General features: G+C 44.0%; 12 protein-coding genes. 7 read left to right on the top strand and 5 right to left on the bottom strand.

The genetic code is table 11. The annotated features are described in order from the left end of the window. Positions 1-44: 44 nt before the first annotated feature. The 4 genes from betT to RR876_RS10970 all read right to left on the bottom strand — a co-directional run bounded on the left by betT (position 45) and on the right by RR876_RS10970 (position 5,157). Positions 45-2,012: a choline BCCT transporter BetT gene (gene betT, locus RR876_RS10985; RefSeq protein ID WP_332476330.1), complete on the bottom strand. Its 1,968-nt coding sequence runs from the start codon at positions 2,010-2,012 to the stop codon at positions 45-47. A 157-nt stretch (positions 2,013-2,169) separates the two neighbouring features. Continuing rightward, positions 2,170-2,859, bottom strand: coding sequence for an ion channel (locus RR876_RS10980; RefSeq protein ID WP_332481846.1), 690 nt, complete (start codon positions 2,857-2,859; stop codon positions 2,170-2,172). 250 nt (positions 2,860-3,109) lie between these two features. Next, complete coding sequence (locus RR876_RS10975; protein WP_332476328.1) at positions 3,110-4,825, bottom strand: cation acetate symporter; 1,716 nt, start codon at positions 4,823-4,825, stop codon at positions 3,110-3,112. Then, the gene (locus RR876_RS10970; protein WP_332476327.1) at positions 4,825-5,157 is read right to left on the bottom strand and encodes a DUF485 domain-containing protein; all 333 of its coding nucleotides are present in this window, start codon (positions 5,155-5,157) and stop codon (positions 4,825-4,827) included. The genes RR876_RS10975 and RR876_RS10970 overlap by 1 nt, the downstream gene beginning before the upstream one ends. A 183-nt stretch (positions 5,158-5,340) precedes the next feature. On the opposite strand from RR876_RS10970, the gene RR876_RS10965 reads away from it, so the two are divergent. Both RR876_RS10965 and RR876_RS10960 read left to right on the top strand, forming a co-directional pair. Continuing rightward, positions 5,341-8,838 carry a PAS domain-containing hybrid sensor histidine kinase/response regulator gene (locus tag RR876_RS10965; protein WP_184118009.1) on the top strand — a complete coding sequence of 1,166 codons (3,498 nt, stop codon included), beginning with the start codon at positions 5,341-5,343 and terminating at the stop codon, positions 8,836-8,838. A gap of 402 nt (positions 8,839-9,240) precedes the next feature. Next, positions 9,241-10,008, top strand: a complete 768-nt coding sequence (locus tag RR876_RS10960; RefSeq protein ID WP_332637080.1) for a hypothetical protein — start codon at positions 9,241-9,243, stop codon at positions 10,006-10,008. A 58-nt stretch (positions 10,009-10,066) separates the two neighbouring features. On the opposite strand, the gene RR876_RS10955 is transcribed toward RR876_RS10960, so the two are convergent. Next, positions 10,067-10,717: a response regulator transcription factor gene (locus tag RR876_RS10955; RefSeq protein WP_004691689.1), complete on the bottom strand. Its 651-nt coding sequence runs from the start codon at positions 10,715-10,717 to the stop codon at positions 10,067-10,069. Between the two features lie 377 nt (positions 10,718-11,094). Between RR876_RS10955 and msuE the strand changes: the two genes are divergently transcribed. The 5 genes from msuE to RR876_RS10930 all read left to right on the top strand — a co-directional run bounded on the left by msuE (position 11,095) and on the right by RR876_RS10930 (position 15,000). Further along, positions 11,095-11,823 carry an FMN reductase gene (gene msuE, locus RR876_RS10950; RefSeq protein WP_058870485.1) on the top strand — a complete coding sequence of 243 codons (729 nt, stop codon included), beginning with the start codon at positions 11,095-11,097 and terminating at the stop codon, positions 11,821-11,823. 26 nt (positions 11,824-11,849) lie between these two features. Further along, positions 11,850-12,956: a dimethylsulfone monooxygenase SfnG gene (gene sfnG, locus RR876_RS10945; RefSeq protein WP_234951007.1), complete on the top strand. Its 1,107-nt coding sequence runs from the start codon at positions 11,850-11,852 to the stop codon at positions 12,954-12,956. Between the two features lie 127 nt (positions 12,957-13,083). After that, positions 13,084-13,494, top strand: coding sequence for a DoxX-like family protein (locus tag RR876_RS10940; protein ID WP_332637076.1), 411 nt, complete (start codon positions 13,084-13,086; stop codon positions 13,492-13,494). Next, complete coding sequence (locus RR876_RS10935) at positions 13,491-14,324, top strand: SDR family oxidoreductase (RefSeq protein ID WP_332476325.1); 834 nt, start codon at positions 13,491-13,493, stop codon at positions 14,322-14,324. Before RR876_RS10940 ends, RR876_RS10935 begins: the two co-directional genes overlap by 4 nt. A gap of 61 nt (positions 14,325-14,385) precedes the next feature. Continuing rightward, the gene (locus RR876_RS10930; protein WP_332476324.1) at positions 14,386-15,000 is read left to right on the top strand and encodes a riboflavin synthase subunit alpha; all 615 of its coding nucleotides are present in this window, start codon (positions 14,386-14,388) and stop codon (positions 14,998-15,000) included. Positions 15,001-15,004 lie beyond the last annotated feature (4 nt).

The raw sequence follows: 15,004 nt of genomic DNA, 5'->3' as shown, positions 1-15,004 counted from the left end.
TAGAAACTGAATACAAAAAAAGGACGCTTAATGCGTCCTTTTTTTTAGTTTGTGGCTCTGACTAAATTTAAGAAATGTAAATGACGCTCATATTGGTCAATAATATCTTGTAATAGATCATCTAAAGTCCAATCCATCACATCATAATTCTGTCCACCTTCTCTTAAGAAAACTTCAGCTTGATAAAACTGCTGTTCTTCAAGTCGATCTGCCATAAAACTGGGTGGCTGAGTTTCACGGGCAACCACCTGATAGATGAAGTTAATTTCATTATGGTGATCCACGCGTAACTGCAAACCATGCTCAATCGGCTGAATGGTCACGTCTAGCTGACGGCGCTGAAATTCCTTTTGTACCGCTGAAAATGCATGTTGTACTTGCTGACCAATGAATTCTTCGACCTCAGACTGGGTATGCGGATAATGCATAATTAGACCTAGACGCTGTTGCCAACTGCGTGGATTTTGAATCGCACGTGGCGTGATTCGTGCATCTTGTAGTGCACGCATTTTGGTGACATCCAAACGCAGTGCTTTCAGTAAGCCCCAACAGACCAACAACATGATCAACGTAAAGGGTAAGGCACTCATAATTGTGGCCGATTGTAAGGCCGAAAGTCCGCCTGCCATCAGTAAGATAATCGACAGTAAAGCAATCAAAATAGTCCAAAATAGCCGTTGCCATAAAGGTGAATTTTCTGTTTCTGCGGTTAAGTAATCAATCACCAATGAGCCTGAGTCAGCTGAAGTCACAAAGAATAGCACCACAAGAACGGTCGCAATCAGGCTCGATATTTGAGAGAAAGGTAAATGGGTCAAAAATTCAAACAGTGCGACGGATGAATCTTGTTGTACAGCTGAGATTAAAGAAGTGTGCCCATCTTGAATAATACTGAACAGCGCTGCATTCCCCATGAAGCCCATCCAGATCAGGGTAAAGCCCGTCGGAATGAACAGCACTCCGACAATGAACTCGCGAATGGTTCGACCTTTAGACACTCGGGCAATAAACATTCCAACAAAAGGCGACCACGAAATCCACCACGCCCAATACATAATGGTCCAACCGCCAATCCAACCATTGGGTTGATAGGCATATAAGTTGAAGGTCATCGTGAACAGATTGGATACATATTGCCCTGCATTTTGAATGCTGGTTTGTAAGATATAAATGGAAGAACTGGCAAAAAACACAAATAACAGTAAAACCACTGCCAGCACCAAGTTCAATTCAGACAGCCGTTTAATACCTTTGTCCAGACCAAAACCGACTGAGAGCGAAGCTAAAAAAGTGACAAAAATAATCAGCCCGACCTGAATACCAATACTTTGCTGGATACCAAATAAATAATTCAGTCCCGAATTAATTTGGGTTACCCCAAAACCAAGTGTGGTAGCAACCCCGAAAATGGTGCCTAAGGTTGCAAAGGTATCGACTGCATCTCCCGTTACACCATAGATTTTTTTGCCCACCAAAGGATATAAAGCGGAGCGAACCTTTAAAGGTAAATTATGTCGGAAAGAGAAATAAGCCAGTGCCAAGCCCACAAGCGCATAAATGGCCCATGCATGTAATCCCCAGTGAAAAAAGGTGATTCGCATCGCTTGTTGTGCGGCATCTACGGTTTGCCCATCTCCTGTTGGCGGGTTGACATAGTGCATCACGGGTTCAGCAACACCGAAGAACATCAAACCAATCCCCATCCCAGCGGTAAACAGCATGGCGAACCAAGAACCACTGCTATATTCAGGCAGACTATGATCAGGGCCGAGTTTGATTTTCCCCATATCGGAGAGTGCAATAAAGATCAGTAAGATCAGAAATAACGCGACAGATAAAACGTAAAACCAGCTAAATGAATCAATAATCCATTGATTTAAATGTTTGGTTAAAGCCTCAAAACCACTTGGGTCAAAAAGAATCAAGGCCAGAAAAAGCACCAGAATCACGACAGTGCTGAGAAATACATTCCGTTTGATGTTTGCAAACAGCGATGGCTTTATGGAAGGCATAATTCCCCCAGAAAATTATTTTTAGTACAAAGATATAACCAAAATGGTTAATTAGACGAGTCTAATAAAGAGTGAAGAATGAATAGCTTAAAATTTAACGATTCTGTTCCATCATAATTTATGTTTAAAAATAAGGCAGTGCGAATCCTGTAACAGTTTAATTTTCTTTATGGTCATTCGGGTGATGCTGAATATACTGCAAGGCAATCAAGCGTGAGACGACTAAAGCCAAATACATCACCCCACAAAACATCTGTAACATCGCAATCATACGGGCCAGCGGTGTCAGTGGCATTAGATCGGACAAACCTGTCGCCGACTGCAAACTAAAGCTTAAAAATAATAAATCGAGCCACGATTGTGCGCCCGCCACATTGGGATTTAAAAAGCTATTTGGCTCCAAAATCTGGCAAATGCTATATAAAAAGGCAAAACCCCATGCAATAAGCGTAAACACTGCCCCTGCCGCAAATAGCTCATCCTTGGTCAAATAACGGTCTGCAAACATATAGCGCAGCAAGCCATAGGCCGCTATAAAATAGGCCATCGCCTCAAAGGCATGACTAATCACCAAAAGCATCGGATTTCGCGCACCCAGCAAAATCAGTAAGGAAAAGAACAATGCCCCACCAACAAAACTCAACCCGAGGATGGTAAACACTGGGGTTTGACGAATGACCTTGGCAATGAGTAACAGGACCAAAACACCTAAGCCCCAAACCAATACACGTAAGGACAGGCTATGGCCGCTCAACAGCGCCAAAATCAGCATAATAAATTGCAACAGCAGTAACCATGCTGAAGGCAGTAGACGGAAGCCTTTCCAAAATTCGACAAATACTTGCATATGCAGCCTGTTATTTTTAAAGCCAAGTTTGATTGGTTCTTGTTCTCGCTTTTTTAACTTAGCATGAATAGCCACTGAAACCGATGCTTTTTATTCGTGTCAGTCGATTCATTTTGCCCAACAATTTGAGTACTGCTTGAGTACTGAATGTCACGATCTAGATCTTTCAGCATTCAAAGCCAACACAGTTACGAGGTTCAACACCATAAAAAAGCCCCAATGAATGGGGCTTTTTTAGTTCAGGTTCAGATTAGTGATCTGAAGCGCCTGAGATACCAATACCCGTTTGTGAACGTACATACTGCGCATCAAATGCTTTACGTTCTGCTTGTGCACGTGCTGAGTTATCAGTCACAGAGAACAACCAGCAGCAGAAGAACGCCAATGGCATTGCAAAGATTGCTGGACCATTGAATGGGTTCACTGGCGTTTCAGAAATACCCAATGTATCGACCCAAACGGCTTTAGATAAGATAATCAGTGTTACTGCAGTCGCTAGACCAATCACACCACCAATCACCGCACCACGTGTGGTTAAACCTTTCCAGAACATTGACAGTACAAGCACTGGGAAGTTCGCACATGCTGCTACAGAGAATGCTAAACCTACCATGAAGGCAACGTTTTGTTTCTCAAATAGAATCCCTAAAATCATCGCAAAAATAGCAAGACCTAAAGTCGCGATTTTAGACATACGAAGTTCAGATTCAGGAGTCGTTTGGCCTTTCTTGAATACGTTTGCATACAAGTCATGCGAGATTGCTGAAGCACCTGACAAGGTCAGACCTGCAACAACAGCAAGAATCGTTGCGAACGCCACTGCTGAAATGAAGCCCATGAACAAGTCACCGCCCAATGCATCAGACAAGTGAACCGCTGCCATGTTGTTACCACCAACAAGCTCTAGCTTGCCAGTTACTGCCATTTTCGCGACATCAATGAACTGTGGGTTGTTCGATACATAAAGGATCGCACCAAAACCAATAATGAAGGTTAAAAGGTAGAAGTAACCAATGAAACCTGTTGCTACAACCACTGATTTACGTGCTTCTTTAGCATCTTTAACGGTAAAGAAACGCATTAAGATGTGTGGTAGACCCGCTGTACCGAACATTAAAGCCAAACCTAAAGAAATGGCATCAATTGGGTTCGCTGCAAGTTTACCTGGGCCCATGATATTGCCCGCTTCTGCTAGAGAAATGTCATGTACTTTAGAGAAAACTTGAATTGACTGCGTGAACATTTCAGAGAAGCTGAAGCCTACGCCTTTCATCACCATGAAAGCCATGAATGTCGCGCCAGACAAAAGCATCACAGCTTTAATAATCTGTACCCAAGTCGTTGCCAACATCCCACCGAAGATCACATAAGCCATCATAAGAAGACCGACAATCACCACAGCAATGTTGTAGTTCAAACCAAATAAGAGTTTGATCAGCTGACCTGCACCCACCATCTGAGCGATCAGATAGAATGCAACAACAACCAGTGAACTTACTGCTGCAAGCGTACGTACTGGTTTTTCCGCTAAACGGAAGGACACTACGTCAGATAAGTTGAACTTACCTAAGTTACGTAGACGTTCAGCCACCAAGAACAATACGATTGGCCAGCCGACCATGAAACCCAATGAATACAGCAAGCCGTCGAAGCCTGAACTGAAAACCATTGCGGAAATACCCAAGAATGATGCTGCGGACATATAGTCACCCGCAATCGCTAAACCATTTTGGAAACCTGAGATCCCGCCACCCGCTGTGTAGAAGTCAGCAGTGTTGGTGGTTTGTTTTGCTGCCCATTTGGTGATGAGCAAAGTAAATCCGACAAAAATACCGAACATGATAATTGCATGCCAGTTTGTCGCTTGCTGTTGAGCCTCACCCAAATCTGGGCCTGCAAGTGCTAGGCTCGAAGCCAACAGTGCTGTAGCAGCGACTGCAAGCGCTTTCAATGAATTCCATTTCATTAGTGCTGTCCTTTCTCTTGCGCAATGGCTTCGACTTCACGCATTGCTTCTTCATTTAATGCGTCGAGTTTGTTATTCGAGATATACGAATAAACACCACACAAAACAAAAGACAATACAATAATGCTTAGACCCAATGGCATGCCAATCGTGGTCACCCCACCACTGACTGAAGTCATTAAAAATTCTTTGTTGTAGCCGACCAACAACATGAAACCAACGTATACAACCAACATAATAGCCGTCAGTGTCCAGCTCAATTTACTTTTACGACTAACCATTTCCTTGAATTTGGGATTTTGTAGAATCTGTTCTACTTGTCTCTCATCCATAACCATACTCCTGTCCGTATCCAACCGTAGATACCATTTTTAATTCGAATTATTACATTTGCTAAAGTAGCAAGCTTCTGTATTGGTTGTAATTTAGACTTTGGTCTGTAAATTTTAAACAAGCCAGCCGTCTCTGGCAGAGATACGTTATGATGGCAGGATAAAGGAAAAACTTTAGGTAAAATGAACAGCTGGCTCATTATCGGGGTATTGGCCCTCTATATCGTCTTACTCTTTATCTGCGCCTTTTTTGGTGAGAAACACGCCAGCCGCCTGAGCACGCGTGGGCGCATGCTATTGTTTAGTTTAACTTTAGGGGTCTACTGTTCATCTTGGACCTTTTATGGCGCAACAGGTGCAGCAGTTCGTGAAGGCATTATCTTTCTGCCGATCTACCTTGGCCCACTACTCTTCGTCGCACTGGGCTATGACATTTGGCGTCGTTTAGGCCGCGTCCGTCAACACCATGCTATTTCATCGATTGCCGATTTTGTCGCTGCACGCTATGGTAAAAGTGGGCCTTTGGCCTCGATGGTGACCATCCTCGCCGTCATTGCAATTATTCCTTACCTTGCCCTACAGCTACGCGCTATTGCACTCAGTGCTGCGGTGATTTTAGAACCCACCGCAGGCAGCATCGCCTCAACCACCAACGGTGTACTGTTCCTCACGGGTATCTTGGCTATTTTAGCCATGATTTTCGGGACCAGACAGATTGCCAATACAGAACAACATGGCGGTCTGATGTTGGCGGTTGCCTTCGAGTCTTTTGTCAAACTGTTTGCTTTGCTGTGTGTCGCGCTCTTTTTCGTGTTTGCTGCACCTGAAAACATTCATCAAATCTCCAAAGATGTCGCAGAGACTTTCCATCAAGTACAACTGATTGGTGTACCCGATACGTTTTGGATTCAAACCTTATTGGCTGGACTAGCGATCATTTGCTTACCGCGTCAGTTTCACGTTGCTGTGGTTGAATTGCGTGATGAAAAACATATTCGCGGGGCACGGCGCTGGTTCGCCGTTTATTTAGTTTTAACCATCATTGCCATTATCCCGATTGCCAGTTGGGCGCTGCATGCAACGCCAGGTTACTTAGCAATCCCCGATGTAGCGGTTTTGTCTCTACCCTTAAGCTATGGCCAAGACTGGTTAACTTTATTGGCCTTTTTAGGCGGCTTCTCTGCCTCTACGGGTATGCTGTTGGTGTCTTCAGTGGCCCTGTCGATCATGCTCAGTAATGACTTGATCATGCCTGCCTTATGGCGTACCAATTTACTGTCCCGCCACGATAAACGCTTACCCTTGGTGCTTAAATTTACCCGTCGGGTCTGTATTTTAGCCGTCATGTTATTGGGCTTTTTGTTCTTTCATTTCTTTAATGACATTGACCAACTTTCAGTCTTTGGCTTGTTGGCCTTTAGTGCGGTGGCTCAGTTCTCACCTGCCCTCATTGGTGGTCTGTACTGGCGTGGCGGCAGTAAACAAGGCGTCTATGCAGGTTTATTGGCCGGTTTTGGTATGTGGGCCTACACCCTGCTGTTACCCACTGTACTGCGTAGTTTACCTGCTGAATATTCACACTTTACCGAGAGCTTTCTTAATTTCGGGCCAATGGGCATTAACTGGTTACGCCCTGAAGCCCTGCTCGGTTTTGAATCCTTTGCGGCACTCACCCATGGGGTGGTGTGGGCACTCGGTCTGAATATTATTTTATACATTTGGATTTCACGAATTTTCCGCCCCAGCGTGGCCGAACAAATTCAAGCAGAAAGCTTTTTCTATTATGAAACTAAGCCACTGCCAACACAGAGCACGTCAACAGACATCAACTACATTCATCACGATGTTGCACGCTTAAAAGTTGGTGATTTAATCACCTTAGCCAAACGGATTACAGGCGATGGCGCAACTATGCGCGCTTTCCAACAGTTCTGTGCCCAGAACAATGTGGTGCTGAATGAAAACAGCAATGCCAACGGCATGTGGTGGCGTTTTACCGAACAATATTTGGCAGGTACTATTGGTGCTGCATCAGCACGTACCCTGCTCACCACCGCAATGGTCAACAATGGCCTCGCTTTGGGGCAAGTAGCAAATATTCTAGACCAAGCCTCACAGTGGCAACGTTTTAATCAAAACCTGATCATGACCATGATTGACCACATGACCCAAGGGGTGAGTGTGGTCGATGAAAATATGTGTTTGGTGGCATGGAATAACCAATATTTAAAACTGTTTGATTATCCGAAAGATATTGTCTATGTCGGTTGTCCAATTTCCGATTTGATTCGATATAACGCAGAGCGCGGCGAGTGTGGCCCGGGTTCGGTCGAAGAACATGTGCGTAAACGGATGCACTGGATGCAAGTCGGTAGCGCACATGAATTTGAACGAATTCGTAAAGATGGTCGTGTCATTCAAATGCGCGGTAACCCAATTGAAGGCGGTGGATTCGTCACCACCTTTGCCGACATTACCGCCTTCCGTGAAAATGAAGCCATGCTGGAGGCGCGTGTCCAAGACCGAACTCAGCAGTTGGCAGATGCATTGTCTGAACAACAACTGGCGCGTGAACAAGCCGACAAAGCCAATATGTCGAAAAGTCGCTTTATTGCCGCGGCCAGTCATGACTTATTGCAACCGATGCATGCCGCGCGCCTGTTCAGTACTGCTTTAGAACAAAGCGTACAAAGTGAAGAAGACCGTAAAACCCTACAACAGCTTGATCGTGCCTTACACGGTGCAGAAAGTATGTTGTCTGCCCTACTGGATATTGCCCGTCTTGAAGGTGGCACTATTCAACCCAACCGTCAGGCCTATCCGCTGCATGATTTACTCAGTGACCTCGAATTGCAGTTTAAATCCATTGCAGCACAGCGCGGTATTCGTTTCAGCGTACATGATGCACAATTCTGGATTGATACTGACCCACAATGGATTCGCCGTATTATTCAAAACTTTGTCAGTAATGCCCTACGCTATACGGCCAAAGGCAAAGTGGTGGTGGGTGTACTCCGTTCCACGGACAAGCCACGCCATATTCGGATTGGAGTATGGGATACAGGACCTGGGATTGCAGAAGAACAACGGATTAAGCTATTCCAAGAGTTTGAGCGCTGTGGTCATACCTCACCGTGGGGTGAGCAAGGGCTTGGCTTGGGCTTGGCCATCGTACAGCGGATGACCAGCCTGCTCGACTACCCAGTGCATGTCTATTCAGAGTATGGCAAAGGGTCATGCTTTATGATTGAAGTACCAATCATTGACCCACCCAAAGTCGTAGCAGCGCCCGTACAAGCAGTTCCACTCAAAACCAAAGCCTATAAGATTTTGTGCTTGGACAATGACGAAACCATTTTAGAAGGGATGTCGACTTTACTGACCAAATGGGGCTATCAAGTGTTCAAGGCAACCGAGCCTGAACAGGCTTTTGAGATGATTCAACAAGAAAATATTCAGGTCTGGTTGGTCGATCAGCACTTAAATCATGACAAAATTGGTTTGGACTTTATTTTGGCCAATCGCCAAGAAAATGTCCCCGTCGCTTTGATTACCGCAGACTCAGATCCTGAACTGCCACAACGGGTCAAAGATATGAATATCGTGCTGTTGAAAAAACCGTTAAAACCTGCTTCTTTACGAGCATGGTTATCGGGTTTAAAAATTTCAAATCCTGAATAAATTCACTACATTCGCTCACAAAACCCAAGTCACCTGACTTGGGTTTTGTTTTTTTTAGGCTCTGTATACATAGCAAAATGACTAAAGTTTTAAGGATTTCGACCAAAGTGCTCATTTTCAGCCCTTTGAAGCCCAACAATATTGGCTAAAAATTACACATCTATTTTTACTATGGCAAAATACACCACTTACATTAGTGAACACTTGTATACTTAGTTACAATTTTTCAAGTATCTGTTTTATTTAAACTAAATATACATAAAAACACAAACTACGACTTTAGTCGTATTCATCTCCACAGGGGATTGGCAGATAACTAGGACTAAGAAAAGATCAGTTTTTCTACCTATATACCCCTTCCTTCGCTGAAGAAACTGATCATCCTTCTCTTGGAGTTTTATGATGAACATTTCTAAAGCAATGCCACATGGCTCAGATCAGTCGCAACAATTTCTGCGCCAGTATAGTGCCAATGCCTTTTTACCCAGTATTGACTGGGTCGAACTCTTTAAGCAAAGTAAACTCAGCGAGACTCATGTTCAGGCCTTAGATACGCTGTATCACACCGCCATTCCCCTCGCATTACAAGTATTTGATCAACTCGACTTTGATGTGTTTCGACCTGCGGCTTACCAACCGCACGGCTTAGGTCTATTTGAAAAACTTCAGCAACAAGAAGACCCGTTCTTGCTGGCATTGGAAACCGAATCCAGTGCACTCAGTGAAGATGTACGCCATCAAATTTGGAGTATGCTCCTTCGCGGCGGCGCAGTATTGGTGTTTAAAGCATGGCTCGGTAAAGTCAAAACCGATCAGGATCAACTCGACACCACCCAGTTTGACCAACTGTTGGATCTGCTCTTTATTAAAACACCACCACAAGTCTTGGCGGATCGTTTAAGTATTGATACGCAAGGGACACAAGACCATATTTTCCTCATGTATGACAACGAAATCTACTTAGACCGTTTCAATAGCTTAGAAACGGCGGCTTTATTTGTCGATCTTGGCGTGTATGATGCGGCCTTTTTAAGTCTGCGTGATGACCGTGTTGCCGCTTATTTGAAACAACAGGGCTATGTCTCTGAAGAGCAAATTGATGATCTGCAATGTGCTTTAAATCCTTTATTTTGTACCGATGTCACCAGCAAACAAAACTGCTTGGCTTAAACTTAAGACCGAAAAAAAGCGCTGATGATTCAGCGCTTTTTTAATTCAATAGATCAGCTTACATGCGTTTTTCTTCAATATTTAAAGCATTGATCGCGAGGACCGCTTGAGTTCGGTTTTGTACCCCGAGCTTACGGAAAATCGCAGTCACGTGTGCTTTAATGGTCGCTTCTGAAACATCGAGTTCATAGGCAATCTGCTTATTCAGCAAACCTTCTGCCACCATCATCAAAACACGGAACTGCTGCGGTGTTAAGGATTGAATTCGCTCAGCCAATGCAGTTTCATCGGCAGCACGTGGGTCAAAGTTCATGTTGGCGGGTAAATTTGGCGGCAACCAAATTTCACCATCTAAGACTTCGCGAATTGCTTCGCCAATATGGCTTGGATGTGCCGACTTTGGAATATACCCCATCGCACCATGCGCAATTGAACGCTGAATGATTGAAGTCTCTTCATGCGCTGAAACGACAATAATCGGTAATGATGGATACTGGGCACGAACGTGTACCAATGCAGAAAAACCTGAAGCACCTGGTAAGTTTAAGTCCAATAGCACCAAATCAGGTTCAGGGCCTTTTTCAAGGCGTTCATAAAACTCGTTTACTGCGGCTGTTTCATGAATTTGAGCTTGCGGTAAGCTATAACGAACAGCTTGGATTAACGCATGGCGAAACAGCGGATGGTCATCAACGATTAATATATTCATAAGCAACGAGAGATTTCGAGTGCACTAGTCTTGACTATTCTAACCATACAAGTGCCGATAAGGATATGCAAAGTCTAACTTTTTTTCACTTTATCACGCTTTAGGCAGGAAAATAGCCTCAATTCTAAGTCGATATTGAAATATAAATAACTAATCACATTTTGATATAAAATTTATCAGCACATCGGAAAAGGTTATGTAATTTAAATATATATATAAAATACAAACCTTTAATAAAAAATTAAGCAGCCTTTTTTAATATCAACCCATATATCTTAAAATCATATAACTTAACGCTATTTCTTTATTTTACAGACCAAGTTCAGATATTAGATAAATAAGCCCATTCCGAGATACAACACTTTAGGGCTTTCCTTATGTCTACTTTACTGCAAAAACCACTCAATATTGTCGCTGTGTCAGGCGGTTTAAACACTCCATCTAAAACTGAGGCCTTGGTACAAGAAATATTAAATGAACTGGGCGATGCAACCCCAATCAATGTACATTTCATTAAATTCAGCGAAATTGGACATCTGCTCGGTGGTGCGATCTATCGCAACCAACTGCCACAACGTGTGCAAGATGACTTAGCCGCGGTCGAAGCTGCCGATGCTTTGATTGTTGGAACACCAGTTTACCGTGCTTCATTTACTGGTTTGTTTAAACACTTTTTCGACTTTGTTGAACAAACGGCGCTGGTCGATGTACCGGTACTACTTGCAGCCTCAGGCGGCAGTGAACGTCATGCCCTGGTACTGGAACACCAACTTCGCCCACTATTCAGTTTCTTCCAAGCACAAACTTTACCGATTGGGGTCTATGCCACAGACAAAGACTTTACCCCAGCGTATACCATCCAAAGTGAATTATTACGAGATCGCATCACCCTTGCTGTGGCCCGCGCTTTACCCATCCTAGAATGGGCACCTGCCAAAGGTCAACGTGCAGAAGTGGTGAAAGAAAAGACCCAACTTGCCAATCAGAACTTGGGTATCAACACTCAAATCGAACAAGACGATGTGCTGCCTTCAGCCGCGGTCCCGAATTTAGATGCAGCCGAGTCTCGCTTGCATCAGAAAAAAGCCAAACCACAGGTCGCTTAACGCAAAAGCATTGAGAGGGTTTTCACATGTCACAACAGAATAAAAATATTACGTTTGCTTATTGGGTTCCCAATGTCAGCGGTGGCTTAGTGGTAAGTAATATTGAGCAGCGCACGGATTGGAGTTATGACTATAACGTCCGTTTAGCGCAGGCCGCGGAAAAAAATGGCTTTGACTATGCTCTAACTCAGATTCGTTTTACTGCAGGTTATAACGCAGAAAACCAACATGAGTCGGTTAGCTTTAGTCACGGTATTTTAGCCAAAACCAGCAAACTCAAAGTCATTGCCGCCATTTTACCTGGCCCGTGGAAACCCGTGCTTGCCGCAAAACAGCTTGCAACCATCGACCACTTAACCCAAGGACGTATTGCGATTAATGTGGTTAGTGGTTGGTTCCGCGGCGAATTTGATGCCATTGGTGAAACATGGCCTGAACATGACCAACGCTATGCTCGCTCTGAAGAGTTTATTCGTGCATTAAAAGGCGTTTGGACCCAAGACAACTATAGTTTCGATGGAAAATACTACCAGTTCAAAGACTACACCTTGTCACCCAAACCTGTGCAAAAGCCGCATATTGAAATTTTCCAAGGCGGCAGCTCTCGTGCTGCACGGGATATGGCTGCACGAGTTTCAGACTGGTATTTTACCAATGGCAATACCCCTGATGAACTCAAAAAACAGATTGATGATATTCGTGCAAAAGCCCAACAGAATGGCCATCAGGTCAAAATTGGGGTGAATGCTTTCATTATTGCCCGAGATACCGAGGAAGAAGCGAAAACGGTTCTGCAAGAAATTATTGATAAAGCCAATATTCAAGCAGTACATGCCTTTGGCGAGGCCACCCGTGAAGCGGGTGCAGCAACACTGGAAGGTGAAGGCAACTGGGCTAAATCGACTTTTGAAGACTTGGTTCAATACAATGATGGCTTTAAAACCAATTTGATTGGTACACCACGCCAAATTGCGGAACGTATTGTGGAATTAAAAGCCGTTGGTGTGGATTTAATCCTTTCAGGTTTTTTACATTTTATCGAAGAGGTTGAATACTTCGGTGCCAAAGTGTTGCCATTGGTTCGTGAGTTGGAAGCTCAGCAGCAATCCGTTGAGACTGCCAAATCTGCTTAGCTCGGTAAGCAGCAGACACGAACTAAAAAATAATAATGATAGGTGACTCTATTCTTCCCTCAAGGCTCGGCTTGAGGGTTTTTTTATTGGTGTATAATCCGCACAAAGTAAAAAATAACCCCTTTATATGAACAACAGCCAACCTTCCAAATTCATTAATCTCTCTTTGGCCTTTTTATGGGGCTATCAAGGTCTAATTCCTAAAATCCTCTTTATCAATCCCGATGAAATTGCCATTTGGCAAACTTTTGGGCTTTCCTACACACAGGCCCAACTAGCAGGTCAGGGCTCAGGTGTGCTTGAGTGTGTTTTTGCTTTATTGTTCCTCTTTAATTCCAGTAAGTATCTGCATTACCTCAGTATCTTTAGCTTAGTGTTTTTATTGGCACTGGTCGCTTTTCTAATACCAGACAGTCTCATTCGTGCTTTTAATCCTGTGGTCATGAACCTTGCAATGATCAGTCTATCCATTTGTTATTGCATGCTTCACAGCCAAGAAGCGACGTCCTTTAGTTCACAAAGTAAAGGCTCCATATGAATTCAAAATCAGGTTGCATCATCATTACAGGCAGTTCTAAAGGTATCGGCTTGGGTTTAGCTCAAGCCTTCTTGGAACAGCAACAAGCCGTCGTGATTTCTGGCCGAAATAGCACAGATTTGCAGCGCACCCTGCAACAGCTACGGCATCGCTTTCCCGCTGCGCTGATTCATGCCGTCACTTGCGATGTCATGCAGATCCATGAAGTACAAACGCTTTGGGATGAAGCCATTCAACACTTTGGTGCTGTTCAGATTTGGATTAATAATGCAGGCAGTTGTACAGCGACACTAGACTTTAAAGATCTCGCAGCAGCAGACATACAGACTGTGGTTCAAACCAATATTCTCGGCAGTATGTTCGGCTCACAAGTGGCCTTAAACGGCATGCTGGCACAAGGCTATGGTCAAATTTTCAATATGGAAGGTTGGGGTACTCGAGGCGAATGGAGTGCAGGCATGACCGCCTATGCCACCACCAAACGTGCCGTAGGGTACTTTAGTCAAGCCCTCTTTAAAGAAACCAAACAGACCAATATTCAAGTCGGTACGCTCAGTCCCGGAATGGTGGCAACCGACCTACTGGTATCCTCATGGCAAAATGGCAATGTTCAGCACTGGAACAAAATGAAACGGCTTTTTTTGTTTATTATTGACCCACCTGAAGTGGTCTGTCACTATTTGGCCCAACGGATTTTAGAGAATAAACGTCGCCATACTCGCATCGTATGGATGACGCCCTTACGTCTATTGCTCCGATTTTTGCAGCCCTATTATTGGCGTCGAAATCCAATCAAAGATACAGCTTTAGCACATCTCAATTCAAAATAATGCCACATCAAGTTGTAGATCATTTACATTAAACATAACCCCCGAATTAGGAAGACTTCTGATGTACACAGGTATCGTGCAAGGCTTAGAAAAAATTCTAGATGTCCGTCAAGGCGACGGTTTTAGCACCCTTGTGGTTTCAAATACACACAACTTTTTTCACGATGTCTTCATCGGTGCAAGTGTAGCCATCAATGGCACCTGCTTAACTGCAACGCGCATCGATCTGACCGCTAATCAAGTCCATTTTGATGTTTCGGATTTGACTCGACGCCTGACCACTTTAGGCACTTTACAGGCAGGTGATGAGGTGAATATCGAACGTTCAGCCAAAGTCGGGATGGAAAATGGGGGGCATAACTTGTATGGACATATCGAAGGAATGGCTACAGTAAAGCATCTGAGCCGTCACGGCGAGACTCTGCATGTGGATCTTCACATTCCAGAAGGCAATATTAAATACTTTTTCTTAAAAGGTTTTATTGGTCTCAATGGCTGTAGCCTCACCGTCAACCGTGTTGATCGTAACAGCCATGAAATTTCAGTTGATTTGATTCCTGAAACCTTGCGTCTAACCACGTGGGCATCGGTAAAAGTGGGGGATGCGGTCAATTATGAAATTGATCAGATGACACGGACAATGGTGGATACCTTAGAAAGCATCCATCAACGTTAAGATG

This window comes from Acinetobacter sp. (genome assembly GCF_036666595.1).
Taxonomy (GTDB): Bacteria; Pseudomonadota; Gammaproteobacteria; order Pseudomonadales; family Moraxellaceae; genus Acinetobacter.
This window is presented reverse-complemented; position numbering and strand designations above follow the sequence as displayed.